21 protein-coding genes are annotated in these 24,230 nt (G+C 73.2%); 9 read left to right on the plus strand and 12 right to left on the minus strand.

Annotated elements, in window-relative coordinates:
* Positions 1 to 80: 80 nt before the first annotated feature.
* From AC57BS_RS24570 to AC57BS_RS24615, 10 genes are all read right to left on the minus strand, one after another.
* Positions 81 to 1,001: a hypothetical protein gene (locus AC57BS_RS24570; protein WP_496414066.1), complete on the minus strand. Its 921-nt coding sequence runs from the start codon at positions 999 to 1,001 to the stop codon at positions 81 to 83.
* Positions 1,002 to 1,035: 34 nt separating this feature from the next.
* Positions 1,036 to 1,587: an RNA polymerase sigma factor gene (locus AC57BS_RS24575; protein ID WP_496414067.1), complete on the minus strand. Its 552-nt coding sequence runs from the start codon at positions 1,585 to 1,587 to the stop codon at positions 1,036 to 1,038.
* A 75-nt stretch (positions 1,588 to 1,662) separates the two neighbouring features.
* Complete coding sequence (locus AC57BS_RS24580) at positions 1,663 to 2,439, minus strand: DUF1295 domain-containing protein (RefSeq protein WP_496414068.1); 777 nt, start codon at positions 2,437 to 2,439, stop codon at positions 1,663 to 1,665.
* 1 nt (position 2,440) lies between these two features.
* Positions 2,441 to 3,769 (minus strand): class I SAM-dependent methyltransferase, encoded by a 1,329-nt coding sequence (locus AC57BS_RS24585; RefSeq protein ID WP_496414069.1) that lies wholly within the window; start codon positions 3,767 to 3,769, stop codon positions 2,441 to 2,443.
* 8 nt (positions 3,770 to 3,777) lie between these two features.
* Positions 3,778 to 5,127, minus strand: a complete 1,350-nt coding sequence (locus tag AC57BS_RS24590) for a class I SAM-dependent methyltransferase (RefSeq protein WP_496414070.1) — start codon at positions 5,125 to 5,127, stop codon at positions 3,778 to 3,780.
* Positions 5,124 to 7,124 carry an FAD-dependent oxidoreductase gene (locus tag AC57BS_RS24595; protein ID WP_496414071.1) on the minus strand — a complete coding sequence of 667 codons (2,001 nt, stop codon included), beginning with the start codon at positions 7,122 to 7,124 and terminating at the stop codon, positions 5,124 to 5,126. The genes AC57BS_RS24590 and AC57BS_RS24595 overlap by 4 nt, the downstream gene beginning before the upstream one ends.
* Complete coding sequence (locus AC57BS_RS24600) at positions 7,121 to 7,867, minus strand: anti-sigma factor (protein ID WP_496414072.1); 747 nt, start codon at positions 7,865 to 7,867, stop codon at positions 7,121 to 7,123. The genes AC57BS_RS24595 and AC57BS_RS24600 overlap by 4 nt, the downstream gene beginning before the upstream one ends.
* Positions 7,864 to 8,478: an ECF RNA polymerase sigma factor SigK gene (gene sigK / locus AC57BS_RS24605; RefSeq protein ID WP_496414073.1), complete on the minus strand. Its 615-nt coding sequence runs from the start codon at positions 8,476 to 8,478 to the stop codon at positions 7,864 to 7,866. Before sigK ends, AC57BS_RS24600 begins: the two co-directional genes overlap by 4 nt.
* A gap of 27 nt (positions 8,479 to 8,505) precedes the next feature.
* Complete coding sequence (locus tag AC57BS_RS24610; protein WP_496414074.1) at positions 8,506 to 9,165, minus strand: fasciclin domain-containing protein; 660 nt, start codon at positions 9,163 to 9,165, stop codon at positions 8,506 to 8,508.
* 225 nt (positions 9,166 to 9,390) lie between these two features.
* Positions 9,391 to 10,932, minus strand: a complete 1,542-nt coding sequence (locus AC57BS_RS24615) for a molybdopterin-dependent oxidoreductase (protein WP_496414075.1) — start codon at positions 10,930 to 10,932, stop codon at positions 9,391 to 9,393.
* A gap of 292 nt (positions 10,933 to 11,224) precedes the next feature.
* On the opposite strand from AC57BS_RS24615, the gene AC57BS_RS24620 reads away from it, so the two are divergent.
* The 9 genes from AC57BS_RS24620 (at position 11,225) to AC57BS_RS24660 (ending at position 22,128) form a co-directional block, all read left to right on the plus strand.
* Complete coding sequence (locus AC57BS_RS24620) at positions 11,225 to 12,019, plus strand: enoyl-CoA hydratase-related protein (RefSeq protein ID WP_496414076.1); 795 nt, start codon at positions 11,225 to 11,227, stop codon at positions 12,017 to 12,019.
* A gap of 82 nt (positions 12,020 to 12,101) precedes the next feature.
* On the plus strand, positions 12,102 to 12,800 hold the full coding sequence (locus AC57BS_RS24625) for an SDR family NAD(P)-dependent oxidoreductase (RefSeq protein WP_496414077.1): 699 nt from the start codon (positions 12,102 to 12,104) through the stop codon (positions 12,798 to 12,800).
* Positions 12,797 to 13,225, plus strand: coding sequence for a hypothetical protein (locus AC57BS_RS24630; protein WP_496414078.1), 429 nt, complete (start codon positions 12,797 to 12,799; stop codon positions 13,223 to 13,225). The genes AC57BS_RS24625 and AC57BS_RS24630 overlap by 4 nt, the downstream gene beginning before the upstream one ends.
* Positions 13,226 to 13,359: 134 nt before the next feature.
* Complete coding sequence (locus tag AC57BS_RS24635; protein ID WP_496414079.1) at positions 13,360 to 15,537, plus strand: HelD family protein; 2,178 nt, start codon at positions 13,360 to 13,362, stop codon at positions 15,535 to 15,537.
* A 103-nt stretch (positions 15,538 to 15,640) separates the two neighbouring features.
* Complete coding sequence (locus AC57BS_RS24640; protein WP_496414080.1) at positions 15,641 to 16,471, plus strand: hypothetical protein; 831 nt, start codon at positions 15,641 to 15,643, stop codon at positions 16,469 to 16,471.
* Between the two features lie 72 nt (positions 16,472 to 16,543).
* A complete protein-coding gene (locus AC57BS_RS24645; protein ID WP_496414081.1) occupies positions 16,544 to 18,448 on the plus strand; it encodes an anthranilate synthase family protein in 1,905 nt (634 codons plus the stop codon).
* Between the two features lie 90 nt (positions 18,449 to 18,538).
* Positions 18,539 to 20,230 carry a sulfatase-like hydrolase/transferase gene (locus AC57BS_RS24650; RefSeq protein WP_496414082.1) on the plus strand — a complete coding sequence of 564 codons (1,692 nt, stop codon included), beginning with the start codon at positions 18,539 to 18,541 and terminating at the stop codon, positions 20,228 to 20,230.
* Between the two features lie 15 nt (positions 20,231 to 20,245).
* Entirely contained in the window at positions 20,246 to 20,866 is a 621-nt protein-coding gene (locus AC57BS_RS24655) for an anthranilate synthase component II (protein WP_496414083.1), read from the plus strand.
* Positions 20,863 to 22,128 carry an anthranilate synthase component I family protein gene (locus AC57BS_RS24660; RefSeq protein ID WP_496414084.1) on the plus strand — a complete coding sequence of 422 codons (1,266 nt, stop codon included), beginning with the start codon at positions 20,863 to 20,865 and terminating at the stop codon, positions 22,126 to 22,128. Before AC57BS_RS24655 ends, AC57BS_RS24660 begins: the two co-directional genes overlap by 4 nt.
* Here AC57BS_RS24660 and AC57BS_RS24665 read toward each other — a convergent pair.
* Positions 22,125 to 23,534 (minus strand): HAMP domain-containing sensor histidine kinase, encoded by a 1,410-nt coding sequence (locus AC57BS_RS24665; RefSeq protein ID WP_496414085.1) that lies wholly within the window; start codon positions 23,532 to 23,534, stop codon positions 22,125 to 22,127. The two genes, AC57BS_RS24660 and AC57BS_RS24665, sit on opposite strands and share 4 nt — an antisense overlap.
* Positions 23,531 to 24,226: a response regulator transcription factor gene (locus AC57BS_RS24670; RefSeq protein ID WP_496414086.1), complete on the minus strand. Its 696-nt coding sequence runs from the start codon at positions 24,224 to 24,226 to the stop codon at positions 23,531 to 23,533. Before AC57BS_RS24670 ends, AC57BS_RS24665 begins: the two co-directional genes overlap by 4 nt.
* Between the last annotated feature and the right edge of the window lie 4 nt (positions 24,227 to 24,230).

Below are 24,230 nucleotides of genomic sequence, written 5' to 3' on the forward strand. Positions count from 1 at the left end.
TACGCCGGCGGGAGGTCGGAGCACGAGGGTGCGAGAGCCGGTCCTGCGGAACGCGGCCGCCGCCGGTGTGAACCGGACGTCTAGGTGGTGCCTCCCTTGTCTCCGTTGCCGTTGCCGTTGCCGGAGCCCGAACCGCCGGAGCCCGAACCGCCGGAGCCCGAACCGCCGTTGCCGGAGCTGCCCGGGTCCTCGGTCGGGGCGTCGGTCGGGGTCGGCTTGTCGGTGGGGGTCGGCTTGACCGTCGGCGTCGCCTTGGTGGTCGGCGTCGGCTTGTCGGTGGGCTTGCCCGGGGTCGGCTTGTCGGTCGGCGTCGGCTTGTCCGTGGGCCGCCCGGTCTCCTTCGGCGGACCGATGAGGTCGACGCAGTAGGTCGCGATCCGGTCGGCGCCGCCCGCCTGGGCGGCGAGCGCCTGGAAGGCAGCGCTGCCGAGCGAGGACCCCGCCTCGCCGCGGTCGGCTGCCTGGAAGGCCCGGCAGAGGCCCTTGAAGTCGGGCGTCGGGGTGGCCGTCTGGCCCGGGGTCTCGCTCGAGCCGGCGGACCCGGTGGGGGAGCCGGAACCGGTGGCCGAGGAGCTCGGACCGTCGGCGGACGTCGACGTCGCTCCGGGGGTCGTCGAGACGCCGTCGCCCGGCGTCTTGGAGACCGACTCGGTCGCCCGGTCGGACGCCCGGTCCGGGAGGAGCGGCAGGTGCGCGGAGTTGGCGAGCGCGAAGCCGCCTGACGTCAGGGCCACGACCGCACCCGTGGCGACGACCGCGCGGGCCGCGGCACGACTGCCGAGCCGGGTGGGGGAGACGAAGCCGCTGCGGGACGCGGGAGGCGGCGCGAGCCGGGCCGCGTGGAACGCCGCGACGGCCGCGTCCTCGCGCCGGAGCTCGTCGGGGAAGGCGGGCGCGCTGGCGGCGGTGAGGGCCCACCCGAGGGCGCTGTCGTGCTCCGTCGGCGTGTCGAGCAGTCGCTCGGCGTCTCGGCGGGACAGGTGCGGGTCGGGGGCGGTCATCTCACTCCTTTCAGCGTCTCGGCAGGTGCGGGTGTTACGGCTCGTCGACGATTTTCTTCGCCAGCTGCTTGAGCCCTCGATGGGCGGCGGCACGTACGGCTCCGGGTCTCTTGCCCAGGATCCGGGCCGCGGTGGGGGCGTCGAACCCGAGCACCGTCCGCAGCATGATCGCCTCGGCCTGGTCGCGGGGGAGCGCGCTGATCAGCCGGACGACGGCCTCGGAGTTGACCCGGCCCAGCGTGTCGGCCTCGACGTCGGCGTCGTCGGGGAGGTCGACCAGCTCGTCGATCGGCTCCTCCGACACCGGGCGCCGTCGGTGGTGGCGCAGGTGGTCGAGCGCCCGGTTGCGTCCGATCGTGGTGATCCAGCCGCGGAACCCGTCGGCGTCGCCGCTGAAGCGGTCGAGGTCGCGGAAGGCCTGGGTCCACGCCTCGCTGGCGACGTCCTCGGCGTCGGTCGGGCCGACGAGGACGGTCAGGTAGCGCAGCAGGGGCGGCTGGACGTGGCGGTAGACGAGACGGAACGCCGCCTCGTCGCCTGCCTGCATGGCTTCGACCGCATGGTCGAGCCCCTCCTCCGCCGCCACCGGCGCATTGTCACCCGAAGGCACCCGCGGCCGGGACAGAACCCCCCGTCGAAGGCCCTGGAACCACCGGCCGGGTCAGGATCGGGGCGGGCGGGGGAAGAACAGCGGCACCCGGGCGGCGTACTCGGCCCATCCCTCACGCTGGGACATGGTCTTCTCCAGGAGCTTGGCGCCGGTGACGTTGCGGATGAAGAAGGTCATCGCGACCGGGGCGAACACGGTGGCCAGGCCCGGCACCCAGCCGAGCGAGAGCGCTCCGGCCACCCACAGCCCCCACCACACGCAGGCGTCGCCGAAGTAGTTGGGGTGGCGGGTCCAGCCCCACAGACCGGTGTCGAGGATCGTGGGGCGCGAGTCGCGCGGGCGGGCCTTGTAGGCCTCGAGCTGGGCGTCGCCGACGACCTCGAAGTAGACACCGATGGCCCAGATCGCCACGCCGACCCAGACGACCGGCCACCACCGGACGTCGTACGCCGCCGCGACCTGCAGCGGGAAGGAGATGATCCACGCCACGAGGGCCTGGGTCGCGAAGACCCGCAGCAGGACCGTGGCGGCGCCGGCGTGCCAGCCGGGACCGCCGAGCATCTTCTCGTAGCGCGGGTCCTCGCCGTGCCCGCGGGAGCGGCGGGCGATGTGGACGGCGAGACGTCCGCCCCACAGCGCGACGAGCAGCGCGAGGAGCCACGAGTGGGTGTCGGGCCAGACGACGGCCAGCGCGAGCGCGACGGCCACGAACGACAGCCCCCACGCGACGTCGACGTCGGCCACCCGGTCCCGGCGCCGGCTCACCGCCGCCGTCGCCCCCATGACGACGACGGCGGCGAGGATCGCGACGGCAGCCTGCGTCAGCACGTCACCATGCCCTGACAGCCGGGAGGGTGTGGGCCGCGCCGGGGCGCACCGCCAGGATCTGGTCGACGCCCATGCGGCCGTCGCGGAAAGCGAGCGCGCCACCGACGAGGTAGAGCCGCCACACGCGCACGACCTCCTCGCCGACCAGCTCGCGCAGCCGCGGCAGGTGGGCCTCGAAGTTCTCGATCCAGCCGTTGACCGTGAGGACGTAGTGCTCGCGCATGGCGTGCACGTCGCGGACCTCGAGGCCGCCCGACTCGATGAGGTCGACGGTCTCGCCGACCGGCCGCATGGTCATGTCGGGCGCGATGAAGGACTCGATGAACGGCCCGCCGCCGGGGTGCTTGCCACCACCCGCGCCCTGGCGCGACATCTGCTGGACGAGCACACGACCGCCGGGCTTGACCGCGCGGCGGAGCACCTCGACGTAGGTCGCGTAGTTGGCGGCGCCGACGTGCTCGCCCATCTCGAGCGAGCCGACGGCGTCGAAGTGGTCGCGCTCCGGGACCTCGCGGTAGTCCTGGAGCCGGATCTCGACCCGGTCGCCGAGCCCGCGCTCGGCGATGCGGGCGTCGATGAACTTCTTCTGCTCGGCCGCGATCGTCACGCCGGTGACCTGCGCGCCGAAGTGCTCGGCGGCGTGCAACGACAGCGAGCCCCAGCCGCACCCGACGTCGAGCATCCGCATGCCCGGCTCGAGGCCGAGCTTGGTGCAGACGAGGTCGAGCTTGGCGCGCTGCGCCTCCTCGAGCGGCACGTCGGGAGCGGCGTGGTAGCCGCAGCTGTAGGCCATCTGCGGCTCGAGGATGAGGGAGTAGAACTCGTTGGAGAGGTCGTAGTGGTGGCTGATCGACGACCGGTCGCGGGCCAGGCTGTGCAGCCTGCCCTTGATCCGCGCCTGCGACGCCGGCGGTGCCGGCGGCCGGCCGAGCGCGCCGAGGCCGGCGGCCGTACGGATCGCGTCGACCATCGCGCGCGGCGAGAGGCGTACGCCGGACAGGCCGCGCTCGGCCCCCACCGCGAAGGCGTGGGTGAGCGCGGAGTCGAGGTCCCAGCCGTCCTGCTCGGGGACGTCGAGCTCGCCGGTGACGTACGCCTGGGCGGCGCCGAGCTCCCCGGGGTGCCACAGCAGCCGCCGCAGCGCGTCGGGGGAACGGAGCACGACCAGTGGGGCCCCCTCCGGACCGGCGACCGAGCCGTCATAGGCCTCCAGGCGCACCGGGAGGTCGCCGCCGATGAAGGGCCGCACGGCCTCGGCGAGGCGCGCGGCGACGCCGCCGGTGGGAGCGTCCGCCCGATGGCCGGCGGTGGACGGAGCGGTCTGGGTCACGGGGTCCGTCACCGGTCCTCTCGGGTGAAGGTGAGCTGCGAGACGTTGATGTAGCCGCTGGCGAACCCGGCCTGGGAGTAGGCCAGATAGAAGTGCCACACCCGCATGAACATGTCGTCGAACCCGAGGGCCAGGACGGCCTCGCGCTGGCCGATGAACCGTCGGTCCCAGCGGCGCAGCGTCTCGGCGTAGTGGCTGCCCATCTCGAGCTGGTCGACGAGGCGGAGCGTGGTCTCGTCGCGCGTGATCTCGTCGATCACCTCGACGCTCGGCAGGAAGCCGCCGGGGAAGATGTACTTGTTGATCCACGTGTGGCTGTCGCGGGTGGCGAGCATCCGGTCGTGGGGCATCGTGATGGCCTGGATCGAGACCTTGCCGCCGGGGGCGAGCACCTGGTCGATCGTCTGGAAGTAGGTGCCCCAGAACTCGTGGCCGACGGCCTCGATCATCTCGACCGACAGCACCGCGTCGTAGGTCCGTCCGGTGGTGCCGAGCGCGCGGTAGTCCATCAGCTCGACCTCGACCCGGTCGGCGAAGCCGGCGGCCGCGATCCGCTCCTCGGCCAGCTCGAGCTGCTCGACGGAGAGGGTGATGGTGTGCACGTGGGCACCGCGGCGGGCCGCCCGGATGGCCAGCTCGCCCCACCCGGTGCCGATCTCCAGCACGCGCGTGCCCTCGGTGACGCCGGCCCGGTCGAGCATCCGCTCGATCTTGCGGCCCTGCGCCGCGGCCAGGTCGGGACCGTGGCGACGCGGGTCGTCGTGGTCGACCGGCTCCGGCGTCGTCGCGACCAGGTGCTCGGCCACCGAGCCCGGTCCGACGGGGACCGTCTGCTGCGAAGTCTCGAAGAGCGCGGAGGAGTAGCTCAGCGTCTCGTCGAGGAACAGCCCGAAGAGGTCGTTGGAGAGGTCGTAGTGGTGGGAGATGTTGGCCTGGCTGTTGTCCTCGGTGCTGCGGTGGTGGCTGGGCAGTCGCGGCGTCACCAGGGCGCGCAGCCGCTGGAGCGGTTGCGGGACCAGCGTGGCCATCCGGGCTGCAGGCACGGTGAGGAAGCCCGCGAGGTCCTCGGCGTCCCATGCCCCGGTGAGGTAGGCCTCGCCGAAGCCGATCAGTCCGGCGCGCCCGAGGCGGGCGTAGAACTCGTCGGGGCGGTGCAGGCGCATGACCGGTCCGCCCTGGCCCAGGCGCCGACCGGTGGGCTCCTCGACCACGGTGATGGCCAGTCGCGACACCGCGGCGTGGAACAGGCGCTTCGCGACGGCCGCCGAGACCACGGTGCGCGGGCCGCCCGTGATCGGCTCCAGCGGAGGCATGCCCTGGGTGCGGGCGGTGGCGGGTCTGTTCTTCTCGATGGTCATCGCACGCCCTCCTGGCGGTGGCGGGGTCGCGGTCGGATCGGCAGCCGACGGGCCCACAGCCAGATGCCGTGCGCCCGGATCAGCGCGCTGCCGCGCAGCGCGGCGCCGAGGGTCCTGCGGACGGGGACGTCGGTGCGGGTGCCGGTGAGGCTCGCGCTGAACGGCGCGGACCCGCCCACGGCGCCGTCGTGCCCACGCAGCGTGACCGCCACGTGCAGGCGGTCGGTCGGGAGCGGCACCGCCACGTCGTACGTGCCGTCGACGCCGTGGAACGGCGAGACATACATCGCCTTGGCGGTCTGCGCACGACCCTGCTCGTCGGGGTGGACGAGGTAGGCGTGGCGGTCGCCGTAGGTGTTGTGCACCTCGACGACCACGCCGGCCTGGCGGCCCGCGTCGTCGAAGCACCAGAAGATGCTGATCGGGTTGAAGCAGTGGCCGAGCGAGCGCGGGTGCGCGGCCATCATGATCGTGCCGGGTCGCTCGCCGGCGCCCAGCGAGACGCCGTTGTCGGCGAGGAAGGACTCGACGTTGCCGCGCAGGCTGCGCTCGGGCGAGCCGAGGTGGTCGCGGGCCTCGAAGCGCGCGAGCAGGCCGTGGTCGGGCAGGTCGTCGAGGTCGACGAGCCAGAAGGTCGAGCGGTGCTCGAAGCTGCGCCTGAACGGCGTGCGGCGGGTGTGGCGGATCGTCGTCTCGAAGCGGCCGGGCCGCGGCAGCGCCGGGGTGGTGCGGGCCCACGGCAGCCCGAGGTGGGTGGCGGCGGCGAGGCCGGAGCGCGCGCCGTCCTCGTGGAAGCCCCAGCCGTGGTAGGCCCCGGCGAAGGCGATCCGCTCGCTGTTGATCTCGGGCAGGCGCCGCTGGGCGGCTACCGACTCCGGGGTGTAGAGCGGGTGCTCGTACTCCATCCGGTCGATGACCGTCGCCGGGTCGACGAGGTCCTCGCCGCCGAGGGTGACCAGGTAGTGGGTGGCGGTGGGCAGGCGCTGGAGCCGGGTGAGGTCGTAGGTGACCGTGACCCCGCCGCTCTCGTCCTCGGGGCGGAAGAAGTTCCACGAGGCCCTCGCGCCCTCGGCGGAGGGCAGCAGCGAGACGTCGGTGTGCAGCAGCGCCGGGTTGCTGCTGTAGGGCAGCGCGGAGAGGACCTCGCGCTGGAGGTCGGTCGGTGCCTCGAGCATGGCGAGCGCGTGGGACGGGTGCGTGGCCACGACGAGTGCGTCGAAGCGGGTGGTCGCGCCGCTGCCGTCGGTGACCTCGACGCCGTCGGCGAGCTCGCGCACCGACGTCACCTTGGTCTCGAGGCGTACGTCCTGGAGGCCGGCGGCCACCCGGGCGACGTACGTGCCGGACCCGCCGGTCACCGTGCGCCACTGCGGGGAGCCGAAGACGCCGAGCATGCCGTGGTGCTCGAGGAAGGTGAAGAGGTAGCGCGCGGGGTAGTCGAGCGAGGTCGCGGGTTCGCACGACCACACGGCGGCGACGAGCGGCTCCATGAAGTGGCGCACGAAGCCCGGCGAGAAGCCGCCCGCGGCGAGGAAGTCGCGCAGCGTCTGGTCGTCGGTCGTCGCGGGCGTGCTCAGGAGCGCCCGCGCACGGCGGTGGAACCGCGGGATCTCCAGCAGCATCCGCCAGTGCTCGCGCGAGCGGAGCGAGGACCGCTGGGCGAACAGCCCGCGCGGCCCCAGCGCGCCGGCGTACTCGACACCGGTGCCGGCGTCGCTCACCGACAGCGACATCTCCGAGGGCTGCGTCTCGACGCCCAGCTCGGCGAAGAGGCGCAGGAGCGTGGGGTACGTGCGCCGGTTGTGGACGATGAAGCCGGTGTCGACGGCGAGCTCGCCGTCGGGGGTCGCGACGCGGTGGGTGTCGGCGTGGCCGCCGAGGCGGTCGTCTGCCTCGTAGAGCGTCACGTGCGCGGTGCGCGAGGCGATCCAGGCAGCGGTCAGGCCGGCAACGCCGGAGCCGACGACGGCGATCCGGCGCTGCGGACTGGTGTTCACGTCGCCTCGGTGAGGTCGAACAGGGCGATCGGTTCGCTGCTCGGCTGCTTCGAGCCGCCGTCGGGCTCCACGGTGATGCCCACCGCGATCGCCTCGGCCGCGGAGCCGTCGAGCACGACGGTCTGGTCGGCGGCGTCGGGCATGAGGCCCGCGGCGATGAACTCCTCGTCGGGGGACATGAACCACAGCTCGTAGTCCTTGCCCTCCGGGGCGGAGACCATGTCCTCGGTGGTGATGACGGCCTTGTCCTGCGACTTCGAGCGCGTCACGGTCGCGCGCCCGGCCTCGCCGAGGTCGAGGAAGACCTCCTCGGCGTCGGGGGCCTGGAGCACCTGCTCGGCAGCCGTCAGGCGCGGGACCTCGTCGTCGTCCGCCCACGGCGCGACGATCATCGCGCCGAGACCGACGAAGAGCGCGAGCGCTGCCGCGACCAGAAAGGGCGCCCAGCCCCGCCGCCCGGTCGGCTGCTCGGAGCGCGCCGGGGCAGCCTGGGGAGTGGCGATGGTGGTGACCTCGGGTGCGAGGGGTCGCACCTGGGAGATGCCCGCGAGCACGGAGTCGCGCAGGGACGCGGGCGGCGGCACCGCGACGGTCTCGGAGAGCAGCGCCGCGGTCTCGCGGAGCTCGGCCACCTCGGCGCGGCAGTCGTCGCACTGCGCGAGGTGCTGCTCGAAACGGGCACGCTCGAGCTCGTCGAGCGCATCCATCGCGTAGGCGCCGGTGAGCTTGTGCAGATCGCTCATGACGCAACTCCCATCAGGTCTCGCAGGCGGATCAGTCCGTCGCGTATTCGTGTCTTGGCAGTGCCCAACGGGACGTCGAGCAGGGTGGCGACCTCGGTGTGGGTGTAGCCGCCGAAGTAGGTGAGCTCCACGGCCCGGCGCTGGACGTCGGTCAGGGTGGCGACCGCGCTGCGGACGCGGGCGGCGTCGAGCGAGGCGTGTGCGGCCTCGGAGGTCAGGTCGTGCTCGGTCGGTGCCGTCTCCCGGTTCCAGGTCTCGTCGCGGGCCGAGGCGGCCTCGACCGAGCGGACCCGGTCGACGGCCTTGCGGTGGACGATCGTGAGCAGCCAGCCGGCGGCACTGCCCCGTGCGGGGTCGAACCTGGTGCTGGAGCGCCACGCGTCGAGGTAGGCCTCCTGGGTGACCTCCTCGGCGTGCGCCGGGTTGCGGACCACGCGGAGCGCGAGGCCGTACGCCCGCGCCGAGGTCGCGTCGTAGAACTGCGCGAAGGCGCGCTCGTCGCCGAGGGCCGACCGGTGCAGCAGGTCGGCGAGCGGGGGGGAATCGCCCCCGGACGGGGCGCCCTGGGGCGCCCCGCCCGGTACGGGCCTCACGTGGTCCACGTCAGTCATCCTTGCAGTGTGCGTCCGGGAGGACGATCACATCTGCGGCATCAGGACCTGGTCGACGACGTAGACGGTGGCGTTGGCGGTCTGCACGTTGCCGCACACGACGCTGGCCTCGCCGATGGTGAAGTTCTCACCCTCGCCCTCGACCGTCAGCATGTCGCCGGCCAGGGTCTCGTGCTCGGCCGCGACGTCCTCGGGGCTGAGGCGCTCGCCGACCACGTGATAGGTGAGGACCTGGGTGAGGGCCTCCTTGTCGGCGAGGAGGGCGTTGAGGTCCTTCTTCGGGATCGCGGCGAACGCGTCGTCGGTCGGGGCGAACACGGTGAGCGCCTCGGCCGAGTTGAGCGTGTCGACCAGACCGGCCTCGCCCACGGCGGCGACCAGCGTCTTGAGGAGCGGGTTGTTGGAGGCGGCGGTGGCGACCGGGTCGTCGGCCATGCCCTCGACGGAACCCTCACCGGACGTGGGGACGCCGGCGCAGCCGGGGCCGAACGGAGCGTCGGCAGCCATCGGCTCCTCGGACTCGGCGGGCTCCTCGGTGGGCTCCTCGGTGGGCTCGGAGGTCTCCGAGGTGGTGGACTCGGCGGCGCTGTCGGTGTCACTCTCGCTGCCACAGGCAGCCAGGCCCATGGACGCGGTCAGCGCGAGGGCGGCCAGGCCCATGGTGCGGGTGCGGAGCAGGGTGTTCATGGCGTTTGCCTTTCGGTTGGAACCAAGGGGGGCCCTGAGGCCCGCTGTCAGGAGGTGTTCGGGGCGGTCCCCGGGGCGGATGGGTGCTTTCTGAAAACTTTGGACAATCCTTGGACAGCAACGGGTACGCCGCCGGCGGGCGGTGAGTGACGCAGGTTCCGGAGGCGCGGAACCTGCGTCACTCACCGCCCCGCGGCGGGAGCCGTACGGGAGCTGGTGCAGGACTCAGGTGATCGAGACCGAGATCTCCTGCAGGCCGCTCGAGCCCTCGGGGAAGGGCGTCATCCGGACGTCGGTCTGCACGTCGCCGTCCTTGTTGGTGGCGCGGCAGGCGATGAAGTGCTGACCGGGCTCGGCCTCCCACTCGAAGTACCACTGGCGCCAGTAGTCGTCGGTCACCTGCGGGCCGAGCTGCGCGGGCCGCCAGGCCTCGCCGTCGATGCGGACCTCGACCTTCTCGATGCCCGAGCCCTGGGCCCAGGCGATCCCGCCGACGACGACCGTGCCGGCCGGCGTCTGCGAGAGCCCCTTGGGCGTGTCCACGCGGCTGGAGATCTTGATCGGGGCGTCGACCGCCCAGTCACGCTCGGTCCAGTAGGCCTGCTCGGCGTCGTACGTCGTGAGGGTCATCCGGGTGATCCACTTGCACGCGCTGACGAACCCGTACAGGCCGGGCACGACCATCCGCGCCGGGAAGCCGTGCTCGCGCGGCAGGGGGCCGCCGTTCATGCCGATGGCGATCATCGCGTCGCGTCCGTCGAGCGCCACGTCGAGGGGCGTCGAGATGGTCATGCCGTCGACGTCGGTGGAGAGGATCTGGTCGGCCTTCGTGGAGTCGATGCCGGCGCGGGCGAGCACGTCGGCGAGCGGTACGCCGAGCCAGCGGGCGCCACCGACGTAGGGGCCGCCGACCTCGTTGGACACGCAGGTGAGGGTGATGTCGCGCTCGATGGTGTCCATCGCCGCGAGGTCGTCGAAGGTCAGCGTGACCTCCTCGTCGACGTCGCCGTCGATGGTCAGCGTCCACGAGTCCACGTCGACGGTCGGCAGCGTGAGCCGGGTGTCGACGCGGTAGAACTCCCCGGCCGGGGTGCGCAGCGGCGTGATGCCGTCGTACGTCTCCTCCAGGCCGGTCGGGAAGGACGACGCGGGGTCGGTGGCGACCGGCAGTGCGACGTCGGTCCCGCCGAGGCGGTAGGACGTCACCCAGCGGCCGAGCGCCCCCATGGCGACTGCGGTCGCGGCGAGACCGCCGGTGGCCAGCACGACCCCGCGTCGGGTCGGGCCGTCGACCCCCGGCGACGGCTCCGTGGGAGCCCGGTCGTCGACGCGGTGCAGCCACCACAGCGAGGTGGCGCCCACAGCGGCGGCGACCAGGGCGGGCAGGAGGTCCAGCGGCCCGGCACCCGGGCGCAGGACGGCGAGCAGGCCGGCGATGCCGGCGAGGCCCACCACGACGAGCAGGCCGGGGGTCTCCCGACGTGCGGTGATGATGCCCGCGACCGCCGACAGCAGGAGCACGACGACCGTCACCGAGCCGACCAGGACCAGCTTGTCGGCGCTGCCGAACTGCCGGATCGCCCACTCCTTGAGCGGGGTCGGGGTGAGGTCGATGACCGTCGACCCGACAGCCAGCACGGGGGACGCGGCGGGGACGGTCAGCGCCGCGACCAGGTGCGCGGCCGCGAGGCCGACGAGGGTGGCCAGCACGCCGTACGCCGCGTGGCGCAGGGTGCGCGGCCGGGACCGCTGGTCGGGAGTCTGCATGGGAGGGGTTCGGAGCGGCGGGCCGCACGGATGGCACTGCCCCGCGCGGGGTAGTCCAGTGGGAACTGGCTGTGCTGGTGGCGGACGCGGGGTAGTCCAGTGGGAACTGGCTGTGCTGGTGGCGGACGCGGGGTAGTCCAGTGGGAACTGGCTGTGCTGGTGGCGGACGCGGGGTAGTCCAGTGGGAACTGGCTGGATATCCGCCCAACGCACGACCGTTCCTCACTGGACTACCCCACCGTGGAGCCGCTGCCCACTGGACTACCCCACGAGGTGCGGCAGGATGGCCGCCATGCCCGACGCCATGCCCGATGCCACCCCCGATGCCACCCTCGACGCCGCCCCCGAGCTGGTCCACCTCTCCGTCGCCGACGCGGTCGCCACGATCACCCTCGACAGCCCCGCCAACCGCAACGCGCTGAGCCGCCAGCTGGTCACCGAGCTGTTCGGGCACCTCGAGCGCGCCGGCGCGGACGACGCCGTACGCGTGGTGCTGATCGAGAGCTCCGGCAAGGTCTTCTGCTCCGGGGCCGACCTCGCCGAGGCGACGACCGAGGGCATGGAGGTCGGGGCCCGTCGCATCGTCGACCTGCAGCGGCTGATCGCCACGCTGGACAAGCCCGTGGTGACCAAGAACCTCGGCGCCGTCCGCGCCGGCGGCATCGGGATCATCGCCGCGGCCGACGTCGCGATCTGCGCCGAGGGCGCCACGTTCGCGCTGACCGAGGTCAAGCTCGGGCTCGCCGCGGCCATCATCAGCCTCACGGTGCACCACCGGATGAGCCCGCGTGCCGCGGCGCTGACCACGCTCGGCGGCGAGGTGTTCACCGGCGCGGAAGCGGCGGCGTACGGCCTCGTCACCAGGGCCGTGCCCGCCGAGCAGCTGGACGACGAGGTGGCCGCGACCTGCGCGAGCCTGGCCACGGGTGCGGCCCAGGGGCTGCGCGAGTCCAAGCGGATCCTCAACCGCGAGCTCGTGGCCCGCATCGACGCCCTGGGCGAGGAGATGGCCACCACCAGCGCCCGGTTGTTCGCCTCCGACGAGGCGCGCGAGGCGATGACGGCGTTCCTCTCACGCGGCAAGTAGCGCGGGAAGTAGCGGTCGGCTGCATCCGCGGGAGGCCTCGCCGGGGAGAAGGGGGTGTGACCCCTGGTGCGAGGAGAACCCGATGACCAGCCCCGACCCTGCCGGACGCACGCTCGAGGGCTCCCGGATCGCGGTCGTCGGCGCCGCCGGCGCGCTGGGCTCGCTCGTGGCGGCCGAGCTGGCCGCGCGCGGCGCCCGGCTGCTCCTCGTGGGTCGTGATCCCGACCGCCTCGCCGCGCTCACCGCCGAGGCCCGGGTCGTGGCCGACCTCGGCGACGCGCGGGCCGGTGACGACCTCGCGAGTGCGGCGCGGGAGCACCTGGGCGGGCTCGACGGGCTGGTCAACGCCGTCGGGGTGGTCGCCTTCGGCCCGCTCGTCGACACGCCCGACGAGGTCGTCGAGGAGCTGTTCCTCGCCAACGTGGTCGGCCCCCTGCTCCTGCTGCGCCGGGTGCTCCCGCTGCTGGAGGAGACGCACGGGTTCGTCGCCCAGCTCAGCGCCGTCGTCGCCGAGCAGCCACTGCCGCGGATGGCGGCGTACTCCGCGAGCAAGGCCGCCCTCAGCGCCGCCGCGGTGGCCCTGCGGACCGAGCTGCGGCGCAGCCGCGTCGACGTGCTCGACGTGCGCCCGCCGCACACCGAGACCGGCTTGGCCACGCGACCCCTGTCGGGCCAGGCTCCGCGGCTGCCGGCCGGGAAGGACCCGGCGGCGGTGGCACGGCGCATCGTCGACGCGATCGCCTCCGGGGAGCAGGACCTCGGCCCGGAGGCCTTCGGGTGAACCCGACCGAGCCCGCCCCGTGGCTGCTGGTCGTCGCCGCGGCCCACCTGGGCTTCCAGCTGACGGTCGACCTCGTGGTCTACCCGGCCCTCCGTGAGACCCCGGACGACCGGTGGGACGAGGCGCACGCGCGCCACTCGCGGCGCATCGCCCCGCTGGTCGCCCTGCTCTACGTGCCGCTGGTGCTGCTCCTGGGGTGGACGCTCGCGGTGGAGCCGCGAGCGGAGGGCACCTGGCTGGCGGTGGCCGGCGCGGCGCTCGCCGTCGTCACCACGGCCGCGCGGGCGGCGCCGATGCACGGACGACTGGCGTCCGCACCGGCCGCGGACCGGCCCGACCTGCTGCGCGCGCTCGGCCGCGCGGACCGGATCCGTACGGTCGGTGCCGCCGTGTGCCTGGTCGGAGCGGTGCTCGTCGCCGTCTGACCGCGGGGCCGCAGCGGTCCACGGATGTCCGGTAAGTCGGCGGTGCGGCGGGTGCGCCGGTACGCTTGCCGGTCTGCCCGGGACGGTTGGGCAGCCTTCATCGAGGGATGTCATCGGGGGATGAGGAGCGGGAGTTGAGCGAGGAGCTCGAGGCGCGGGAGATCGCGGCGGAGCAGGCGTACGTCGACGAGGTGTACGTCCAGCTGGAGGCGTCGACCCGCAACGCGCGGGCGCTGGCGGCCGAGGGTCACAGCCGGGGCAAGCTGGAGCACGAGGGCGGCCTCGTCGAGCGCGACGCGATGGTCTTCCAGGCCGCCAAGCGGATCGCGCAGCTCGACGCCGCCCACGAGGGGCTCGTCTTCGGTCGTCTCGACCTCGACCCGTCGATCGACACCCTGCCGCGCTACATCGGCCGGATCGGCGTGCGCAACGCCGACCGTGACGTGCTGCTGATCGACTGGCGCGCGCCGGCGGCCGGCGTGTTCTACCAGGCCACGGCGGCGACCCCGCAGGGCGTCGTACGCCGCCGCGTGCTGCGCTCGCTGCACCGCACCGTCGTCGGCGTCGAGGACGAGCTGCTCGACGACCAGGCCGAGACCGACCTGCCGATCATCGGCGAGGGCGCCCTGATGGCGCAGCTCTCCCGCGCCCGGGACCGGTCGATGCACTCCATCGTCGCGACCATCCAGGCCGAGCAGGACCAGGCCATCCGGGCGCCCGGCAAGGGCGTCGTGTCCATCTCCGGCGGTCCCGGCACCGGCAAGACCGTCGTCGCCCTGCACCGCGCGGCGTTCCTCCTCTACTCCGACCGGCGCCGCTACGAGGGCGGCGGCGTCCTCGTCGTCGGCCCGAGCGGCGTCTTCATGCGCTACATCGAGCGGGTGCTCCCCAGCCTCGGCGAGACCGCCGTCGCGCTGCGCTCGCTGGGCGAGGTCGTGGGCGGCGTCCGGGCGACGCGCCACGACGAGCCCGCGGTGGCCGACGTCAAGGGTGCGACGCGGATGGCCGAGCTGCTGCGCCGCACCGCGCGCCAGCACGCGCCCGGCGCCCCGACCAGCTTCCGGATCTACTGGCGCGACGAGACCATCGTGCTCGATCCCGGTGTGCTCGGCCGGCTGCGTCGCCAGCTCATGTCGCAAGGCCGGCGCAACCGCCAGCTGCCCCGCGTGGCCAGGACGCTGCTCGACGCGATGTGGCGCCAGGTGACCGGCGAGCGCGGCAAGGAGCGCGGGCGTGAGGCCTTCGACGACGACATGCTCGGCCACGAGGGGTTCGTCGAGTTCGCGTCGGCCTGGTGGCCGCCGCTCGACGCCCAGACCGTCTTCGGCTGGCTGCGCGACCCCGAGTTCCTCGCGCGCGTCGGCGAGGGCGTGGTGTCCCGCGAGGACCAGGCGCTGCTCCTCAAGTCGTGGGCCGTCGGCGGCCTGTCGATCGAGGACGTCCCGCTGATCGACGAGCTGCGCTACGCGCTCGGCGACGTGCCACAGCGCACCGACGACGAGCGCGACCTCGACGAGACGGGCCTGCTCGAGGGCGGCGTCGACCTGCAGGAGCTGACCACGATCTCCGAGCGCGAGTACGCCCCCGGCGGCCTCGCCTGGTCCGCGCCGACGCACCGCATCGAGGACGACGGCTATGCCCACGTCCTCATCGACGAGGCGCAGGACCTCACGCCCATGCAGTGGCGGATGGTCGGGCGCCGCGGGCGCACCGCCAGCTGGACGATCGTCGGCGACCCGGCCCAGTCGTCGTGGCCCGACGCCCCCGAGGCGGCCGCGGCCCGTGCGGAGGCGCTGGAGGGCAAGGACCTCCACGAGTTCCACCTCTCCACCAACTACCGCAACTCCGCCGAGATCTACGCCTTCGCCGCCGACTACGCCCGCCGGGTCGGCCTCGACGCCGACCTGCCGGACGCGGTGCGCCGTACGGGCGAGGAGCCGCGGGTGGTCGGTCCGGTCGACGACCTCGAGGCCGCGGTGCGCGAGGCGGTCGCCTCGGTCGCCGGCCGGGTCGAGGGCACCGTCGGCATCGTCGTGCCTGTCGCCCGGCGCTCCGAGGTCAACGCCTGGCTGGCGTCCTGGCCCGAGCTCGCCGTGCACGCGCCCAACGCCCGCGCGGCCGTCGACTCCAGCGTCACGCCGAGCGGCGAGGACCGCATCGTCGTCCTCACGGGCCTCGACACCAAGGGCCTGGAGTTCGACGGCATCGTCGTGGTCTCCCCGCAGGAGATCGAGGACGAGTCGGCCACCGGCCGGGCCACGCTGTACGTCGTGCTGACCCGCGCGACGCAGCTGCTGACGACTGTCGGCTGAGGTCCGCCCCAGGATGCGGCCGTCGGTGGCAGCCCGTACCCTTCTGGGCTCAGGTCCTCGGTCCCACGACTCCGCCAGCCCACGTCCCGGGAGGGTCATCTCCTTGCTCGCGCGCGCCCACGTCATCGCCGTCTCGATGCTCGTGCCGCTGGTCCTGTGCCTGCTCACCACGAGCGGCGCACCGGCCTCGGCAGGCATCGCCGGTGGCGACACCGTCGACTCCGACCCGGCCCCGACGTGGGGGTGGGAGAGCGTCTTCCGCGACGACTTCGAGGGTCCCGCCGGCGCGTGGCCCGAGCAGTGGCACTACCTCCCGGGCTGGAACGCCGCCGTCCAGAACGGCGTCGGCCAGCTCGACGTCGGACGGCTCTCCCAGATCCGCACCAACGCGGGGTGGACGCTGCCGGCGGGCACCCAGGTCCGGGTCAGCGCCAGCATCCTGATGCCCGACACCGGCAGCAACTACGCCGCGCTGTGGATGCAGCACCCCAGCGCGACCGACCCCCGCGAGATCGACGTCATCGAGAGCTACGGCCCGCAGAAGCCGACGGGGGCGCAGCTCGGCTCGCACATCTGCTACGACCAGGTCGACGACAGCGTCGACGGCGCGTGCGCGGCCGCGGGGATGCCGTCGGACCTCGTGCCGGTCGGCCACCTGTTCGCCGACGGGCTCAAGCCGTGGCAGGCCTACTGGCACTACCAGGCCGAGTTCACCGTCGGCGGCGACACCGTGACCTACGCCGCGGTCGACGCTTTCGGCAACCAGGTCTACTCCGTCACCTCGACCCCCGACCTCCGGCGGGTGCCGGGCAACGTCGCCCCGCTCCACCTGCGGCTGTCCAACAAGGACGTGCTGCCCGAGCACGTCGTCGCCGGCGGCGAACGGCAGGGCATGCTCGTCGACTGGGTGAGCGTCGACGTCAAGTACCCCTAGGTGCCGGCTGCGGCGCTGGTCGCTCGGCGGACACGCCGCAGGCGGGCGCGCGGGCGCCCGTAGGGTTCCGCCATGACCGAGACCACGCCCGGCTCACCTCCCGTGGCTGACCTCCTGGAGCAGGTCCAGGGGTACGGCGCGTGGGCGGTCATCCGGCGCAAGGCCTCCCCGACGGCCGGCCTGATCGGCGGCACCCCGCACGAGGTGGCGTCGCTGCTCGACATCCCGCTCGAGACCGGCGCCCCCGAGCCGGGCCGCAGCGCCGACCGGCTGGTCGCGGTCCCGTTCCGCCAGGTGCGTGAGCGTGGGTTCGCGGCCATCGACGACGGCGCCCCGCTGACGGTCGTCGACATCGAGGCCGAGCACGAGGTCTCGGTCGACGAGCTCCTCGCCGCGCTCCCGGACGTACCCGTCGAGCTCGCCGACCGAGGCGGCTTCGCCACCAGCGACGAGGACTACGGCGCTGTCGTCGAGGCGATCATCCGTGACGAGATCGGTCAGGGCGAGGGCGCCAACCTCGTCATCGGGCGGCACTACCGCGCGGTCCTCGCCGACTGGGACGCCTCCCGCGCCCTGACCGTCCTGCGCCGCCTGATGGAGCGCGAGCGCGGGGCGTACTGGACGTTCTGCTTCTTCACCGGCGAGCGGTTCCTCATCGGCGCCAGCCCCGAGCGGCACGTGTCGGTGCGGCAGGGCGACGTCCGGATGAACCCGATCTCGGGGACGTTCCGCGTCGCAGGCCACGGAGACGCCCTGAAGGACCGGCTGCTGGAGTTCCTCGCCGACGAGAAGGAGGTCTTCGAGCTCTTCATGGTCGTCGACGAGGAGCTCAAGATGATGTGCGACATCTGCCACGAGGGCGGCCAGGTGCTCGGGCCGTTCCTCAAGCCGATGACCCACCTGATCCACACCGAGTACCTCCTCGCCGGCCGCTCCGACCGCGACCACCGCGAGATCCTGCGCGACACGATGTACGCCGCGACCGTGACCGGCGCGCCGGTCGAGAACGCCTGCCGGCTGATCGCCGAATACGAGCCCGAGGGCCGCGGCTACTACGGCGCCGCGCTCGCGCTGTTCGGCCGCTCGCCCGACGGCACGCCGACGATGGACAGCCCCATCCTCATCCGCACTGCCGACGTCTCGCCGTCCGGTGAGCTCAAGGTCACCGCCGGCGCGACGCTGGTCCGCGACTCCGACGCGGCGTACGAGGTGGCCGAGACCCGTGCCAAGGCGGGCGGCATCCTCAGCGCCTTCGGCCTCGCCCCGGCGGCGACCTCCGACGGCACCGACATCGCCGAGCTCGCGCGCGACGAGGACGTCGTGCTCGCGCTGGGCACCCGCAACCAGCGGCTGTCCCGGTTCTGGCTGACCGACCAGGCCGGTGAGCCCGCCGACCCCGGGCTGGCCGGCAAGCAGGCGGTGATCCTGCACGGCGAGGACGACTTCGTCAACATGCTCGTCCACGTCCTCGGGGTCTTCGGCATGACCTCGCGGGTGGTGCGCCACGAGGACTACGCCACCGGCGCCTTCGACGGAGCCGACCTCGTCATCGTCGGTCCCGGGCCGGGAGACCCGCGCGAGGGCGACCACCCCAAGATCGCGGCGTTCCGCCGGGCGGTCGACGACCTGCTCGCCTCGGGGCAGCCGTTCCTCGCGGTGTGCCTGGGCCACCAGACGCTGTGCCAGCGCCTCGGGCTCGACCTCGGCTACAAGGACGTGGTGTTCCAGGGCACGCAGTCGCCGGTGCGCCTCGACGGCCGTACCGAGCGGGTCGGCTTCTACAACACCTTCGTCGGGCGCGTGCCTGCCGGCGCGACGCTGCCCGACGGCGTACGCGTCGAGGCCGACGAGGCGACCGGCGACATCCACGCGGTCGTGGGCCCGCACTTCCGCGGCATCCAGTTCCACGCCGAGTCGATCCTCACCGAGAACGGCTACGACCTGCTGCACGCGGCGGTGCGCGACCTCCTCGCGTGACCGGCGTCGATCTCGTCGGCGTGGGAGGCAACCATCGGGCGGCGTGGGGCGTCACCCTAGTAGCCGACTGGGGGACATGACGGGGGAGCAGTGCGCAGATTCAAGGGAGCCGTGGCAGGCGTGTGCCTGCTGGTGCTGACGGCATGCGGTGCGACGAGCGGGTCGAGGGGGCCGGACGACGTCGTGCCACCGCGTACGACGAGCTCGGCGTCGGCGGTGGCAGAGCTCGAGCCCGCGGCGGCCCGGGCGAAGCGGCCCAACATCGTCGTGGTGATGCTCGACGACTTCTCGATGGACCTCGTGCAGACCATGCGCTCGGCGCAGCGGATGCGCAAGGCGGGGGCCAGCTATCCGCACTCGTTCGTCACCGACTCGCTGTGCTGCGTGTCGCGCTCGAGCTTCTTCACCGGGCAGTACCCCCACCAGACGGGGGTGCGCACCAACACCTCCAACAGCGGCAGGTCGGGGCTCGGCGGGTGGCCGGCCTACGACACCAACGGCAACCCGGAGCGGGCGTTCAACGTCCGACTGCAGGAGGCGGGCTACCACACCGGCTTCGTCGGCAAGTTCCTCAACGAGTACGAGTGGGCGGCCGGTCGCGCGCTGCCTCCTGTGGTGCCGGGCTGGACGACCTTCAACACGGTCTTCGGCTCCGCCTACGACGGCTGGGACTTCGCCAGCACCACCCTCGCCGGACAGCGCCTGCAGCTCGTGCAACACCCGGCACCGCCGGCGAGCGCGAGCAACGCGGCCAAGGACAAGGCGTACGCCGGGAACGTCATCGGCGACCTCGCGATGGACTTCGTCACGGCCCAGGAGGCCTCCGACGCGCCCTACTTCCTCGAGGTCTCGCTCTACGCGCCGCACAACCGGGTCAACCCCGAGCCGCACTACGCCGGCGACCCGCTCTTCCCGCCGATGTTCCGCGACCGCACCGGCCCGCGCAGCTGCGGTCGCGTGGCCTGCCGCAAGCTGACGGTCGACGACCTGCCCGGCTTCGCCGACCCGCGCCGGGACAACCGCCCGCGCCTGGCCAACGGCAAGCCGGCCCGCGCGTGGAACACCGTGCGTACGCTCCCCGCGGCCGCCGCCGTGCGCGACCTGCGCGACCGGGCGCGGATGGCGCAGTCGGCCGACCGGCTCGTCTCGCGGATCCTGCGCACGGTCGGACCCAACACCTACGTCGTCCTCACCTCCGACAACGGCTTCCACCTCGGCCAGAACGGCCTGGGTCGCGGCAAGGGGACGCCCTACGACACCGACGTCCGCGTGCCGCTGCTGGTCACCGGCCCGGGTGTGGTGCCCGGCGCGCGCCGCGAGGTCACCAGCAACATCGACCTCGCGCCGACCTTCGAGGAGCTCGCCGGGCTGCCGCCGGCGCCGTTCCGCAGCGGGCTGTCGCTGGTGCCGACGCTGTCCCAGCCGGCGCTGGTGCGCCAGTCGTACGCCTTCCTCGAGCACACCCAGCAGACACTCACCGGCAACGACCCCGATGCCGCGTTCACCGGCTCCGAGCTCGACCGGATCCCGTCGTTCACGGCCGTGCGCAGCCGGACCGCGCTGCTGGCGCGCTTCGACCTCGACCCCAGGCGCGGCAAGGTGCAGTGGGGCTACGAGTACTACTCCTACCGGAAGAACCGGTTCGAGAAGCGCAACAGCTTCGCGTCCAAGGCGCGCCGCGACGAGGTGGCCGCACTGCGGGCCAGGCTCACCGCCTTCGACGGATGCCGGGAGACCGGCGACCAGCCGGTGTCCGCGGCGTGCCGGTCGCTGCGCCAGTAGCACTAGTGTCGGCGCGTGACGCCGGACGTGATCGTGGTCGACCACCACGACTCCTACACGTGGAACCTGGTGCACCTCGTCGCCGCGGTGACAGGCGTCCTGCCCCGCGTCGTGCAGCACGACGAGGTCTCGCCGGAGGAGGTGCTGGGGCACTCCCACGTGGTGCTGTCACCGGGTCCGGGGCACCCGGCCTCGCCGGCCGACTTCTCCGTCGGCACTGCAGTGCTGCTGGCCGGGACGCGCCCCGTGCTCGGCGTCTGCCTGGGGATGCAGGGCCTCGTGACGGCGTACGGCGGGACGGTCTCGCGCCTGCGCCCTGCCCACGGCGAGGTCGCCGCGATCAGCCACGACGGCGCCGGGGTCTTCGCCGGCCTGCCGCAGGGGTTCGCGGCGGTCCGCTACCACTCCCTCGGCGCGGTCGAGCTGCCCGCCGGGCTCGTGGCGACCGCGTGGAGCGAGGACGGCGTGGTGATGGGGGTGCGGCACGTCGACCTGCCGCTCGAGGGCGTGCAGTTCCACCCCGAGTCGATCCTGTCCGAGCACGGCGAGGCGCTCGTGAGGACCTTCCTGAACACCCCACGACGTTCTTCTCCCCCGCTCCGCTCCTCCGGACAACGCCGCGGGGACCCCGAATGAGCGAGCGGGATCCGGTCTCCTTCTTCCGCGACGTCGCCTCGCGGCACCCGCGCTGCTTCTGGCTCGACGGCGGCGGTGCCCGCGAGTGGTCGGGCCGCCGCTCGATCATCGGCTGGCTCGACGAGGACGACCCGTCTCTGTCGTGGTCGGCCGCCCGGCGCGAGGTGACCCTGCACACGGGCGGGACCTCGCGCGTCGTCGGCGACGACGTCTTCGCCGTCCTCGAGGAGCGGATCTCCGCGGGCGAGCAGTGGTTCGGCTACCTCGGGTACGCCTCGCGCACCGACCTGCCCGCCGCTCCCGACCCGTTCCTGCCCGACGCGGTCTGGATGCGGCCCCGGGAGGTGCGGGTGTTCGAGCACGCGGTCTCGCCCTCCGGGGACTCCCCGCTCGAGCGGGGAGTCCGCCACCTGGAGGGGGGTACAACCGCCTCGGAGTGTCAGACTTCCCCACCAGGTGCGTACGCCGACGCCTTCGCCCGCGTCCAGGAGCACCTCCACGCCGGCAACTCCTACGAGGTCAACCTCACCCACCGGCTCACCCGCACCGCCGACCTCGACCCCGTCGCGGCGTACCTCCGGCTCCGCGAGCTCAACCCGGCGCCGTACAGCGGGTTCCTCCAGCACGACGTCGCCGGTGCGCGGGCGTGGCTGCTGTCGAGCTCGCCGGAGCGCTACGCGCTGGTCACCGCCGACCGGCACCTCGAGACCAAGCCGATCAAGGGCACCACGCCGCGCGGTCGTACGCCCGAGGAGGACGAGGCACACCGCGAGCGGTTGGCGCGCGAGCCCAAGACCCGGGCGGAGAACCTGATGATCGTCGACCTGCTCCGCAACGACCTGTCGCTGGTGTGCGACGTCGGGTCGGTGGAGGTGCCCGCGCTGATGCAGGTGGAGTCCTACGAGTCGGTGCACCAGCTCGTCTCCACCGTCCGCGGCCGCCTGCGCCACGACGTCTCGACCATCGCGGCCCTCCGCGCGCTCTTCCCGGCCGGTTCGATGACGGGCGCGCCGAAGCTGCGCACGATGGAGGTCATCGAGGAGGTCGAGGCGACCCCGCGCGGGGCGTACGCCGGCGCGTTCGGGTGGATCAGCGGCGACGGGCCGGCCGACCTCGGGGTCGTCATCCGGTCGCTGATGACCGACGGCAGCGGGACCTGGGTCCTCGGCACCGGCGGCGGGATCACCGTGAAGTCCGACGTCGCCGACGAGTGGGCCGAGTCGGAGTGGAAGGCCGAGCGGCTGCAGCGCGTCTTCGACTAGACCGACGTCGCGTCGGCCCGCACCCCCGGCACCCACATCTGGAACCGCGCCCCGCCGCCCGGCGCCTCGGCGACCTGGACCTGGCCGCCGTGCCGGTCGATGACCTGCCGCACGATGGCAAGGCCGAGACCCGAGCCGGGCATCGCGCGCGACTCCTCGGCCCGGTAGAACCGCTCGAAGACGTGCGGGCGGTCGGCCTCGGCGACGCCACTGCCCTGATCATCGACGGTGAGCACCCCGCCGGTCAGCCGCACGGTGACGGTGCCCCCGGAGGGGCTCCACTTGGCGGCGTTGTCGAGCAGGTTGGTCACCGCGCGCTCGAGGCTGTTGGCGTCGCCCACCACCGGCCACGTGTCGAGCGCGACGTCGAAGGCGACCCCGTGGGCGCGGCGGCGTACGCGCGTGACCGCGCGCTCGACCACCTCGGCGAGATCGACCTGCGCGACCACGTGGGAGGTCGGCTCGTCCCGCGCGAGCTCGACCAGGTCGCCGACGAGGGCGCTGAGCTCCTCGATCTGGCCGCGCACGTCGTCGAGGAGCTCGAGGCGCGCCTCCTTCGGAAGAGCCGTGTTGCCCTCGGCCTGGCGGAGCAGGTCGAGGTTGGTGCGCAGCGAAGTGAGGGGCGTACGCAGCTCGTGGCTGGCGTCGGCGACCAGGCGTCGCTGCCGGTCGCGGGAGGCGCCGAGGGCCAGCAGCATCTGGTTGAAGGCGGTGGCGAGCCGCGCGACCTCGTCGTCCCCCTCCACGCGCAGCGGCGTGAGGTCCTCGGTCACCGCGATGCGCTCGACGGCGGAGGTGAGGCGGCGTACGGGTCTGAGGCCGTTCTTGGCGACCAGCCAGCCGGCCAGCAGGGCGGCGAGCACCCCGAGCGCGCCGAAGACGAAGAGCACGCCGCCGAGCTTCTCCAGCGTCCGGTCGTTGGGGGCGAGGGGCTGGGCCAGGATCAGCGCCTCACCGCGCCCGGCCTGGACGGTCGCGACCCGGAAGCGCTCGCCCTCCCGCGTGACCAGGGTCCGCACGGCGGACTCGCGCCGGCCGGTGACGACGTCGTACTCCGGCTGGCCGAGGGTGAAGTGCGGGATGTCGGACCCCGACATCCCGCGGCCGTCGGCGGTGATGAAGATGATCCGCACATCGGCCGCGCCCAGCATCCACGACGGGACGCCGCCCGCGGTGACGCGCGACAGCGTGGTGTTGGCCGTCGCCTTGTGCGCGCGGTTGAGCAGCGACTGGTCCAGCGAGCTCATCATCTGCTGGCGCATGACCACGAACGCGGTGAACGCCAGCACCGCGATGGACAGTCCGAGCACGATGGTGGTGAGGACGGCGACCCGCGACGCCAACGACCTGCGGTAGTGCCAGCGCCCGTCCGGCCAGGTGGTGGCCGGCCCCGTGACCGGCGTCATGATTCCTTCAGGACGTAGCCGACGCCGCGCACGGTCTGGATGAGCCGCGGCTCGCCGGCGGCCTCGGTCTTGCGGCGGAGGTAGCCGACGTAGACCTCGAGCGAGTTGGCGCTCGTCGGGAAGTCGTAGCCCCAGACCTCCTCGAGGATGAAGGAGCGGTCGAGCACGCGGCGCGGGCGGCGCAGGAACATCTCGAGCAGGGTGAACTCGGTGCGGGTCAGCTCGATCGCGCGACCGCCGCGCGAGACGTCGCGGCTCGCGACGTCCATCGTGAGGTCGGCGAACGACAGCACCTCGCTCTCGCCGCCCTCGTCGGGCACGACGCGGCGCAGCAGCGCCCGCAGCCGGGCCAGCAGCTCCTCCAGCGCGAACGGCTTGGTGAGGTAGTCGTCGGCGCCGGCGTCCAAGCCCTCGACCCGGTCACCCACCGCGTCGCGCGCGGTGAGGACCAGCACGGGTACGTCGTTGCCGGCCGCGCGCAGCGCACGGGTGGTCTCGATCCCGTCGAGGCGCGGCATCATCACGTCGATCACCACGACGTCGGGGTGCTGCGAGCCGACCGCGACCAGGCCCTCGGCCCCGTCGGCGGCGAGGACGACTTCGTAGCCGTTGAACTCCAGGGACCGGCGCAGCGAGTCGCGCACCGCACGGTCGTCGTCGACGACCAGCACGCGGGGCCGGGACTCAGTCACGGGC

This window comes from Nocardioides sp. BGA-UO-ETr-FS32 (assembly GCF_059567905.1).

Bases quoted from the DNA above. Each gene is read 5' to 3' on its own strand.
- AC57BS_RS24570 (WP_496414066.1), bottom strand. From the start codon at position 1,001: ATGACCGCCCCCGACCCGCACCTGTCCCGCCGAGACGCCGAGCGACTG.
- AC57BS_RS24590 (WP_496414070.1), bottom strand. From the start codon at position 5,127: ATGACCATCGAGAAGAACAGACCCGCCACCGCCCGCACCCAGGGCATG.
- AC57BS_RS24600 (WP_496414072.1), bottom strand. From the start codon at position 7,867: ATGAGCGATCTGCACAAGCTCACCGGCGCCTACGCGATGGATGCGCTC.
- sigK (WP_496414073.1), bottom strand. From the start codon at position 8,478: ATGACTGACGTGGACCACGTGAGGCCCGTACCGGGCGGGGCGCCCCAG.
- AC57BS_RS24610 (WP_496414074.1), bottom strand. From the start codon at position 9,165: ATGAACACCCTGCTCCGCACCCGCACCATGGGCCTGGCCGCCCTCGCG.
- AC57BS_RS24615 (WP_496414075.1), bottom strand. From the start codon at position 10,932: ATGCAGACTCCCGACCAGCGGTCCCGGCCGCGCACCCTGCGCCACGCG.
- AC57BS_RS24620 (WP_496414076.1), top strand. From the start codon at position 11,225: ATGCCCGACGCCATGCCCGATGCCACCCCCGATGCCACCCTCGACGCC.
- AC57BS_RS24625 (WP_496414077.1), top strand. From the start codon at position 12,102: ATGACCAGCCCCGACCCTGCCGGACGCACGCTCGAGGGCTCCCGGATC.
- AC57BS_RS24645 (WP_496414081.1), top strand. From the start codon at position 16,544: ATGACCGAGACCACGCCCGGCTCACCTCCCGTGGCTGACCTCCTGGAG.
- AC57BS_RS24660 (WP_496414084.1), top strand. From the start codon at position 20,863: ATGAGCGAGCGGGATCCGGTCTCCTTCTTCCGCGACGTCGCCTCGCGG.
- AC57BS_RS24665 (WP_496414085.1), bottom strand. From the start codon at position 23,534: ATGACGCCGGTCACGGGGCCGGCCACCACCTGGCCGGACGGGCGCTGG.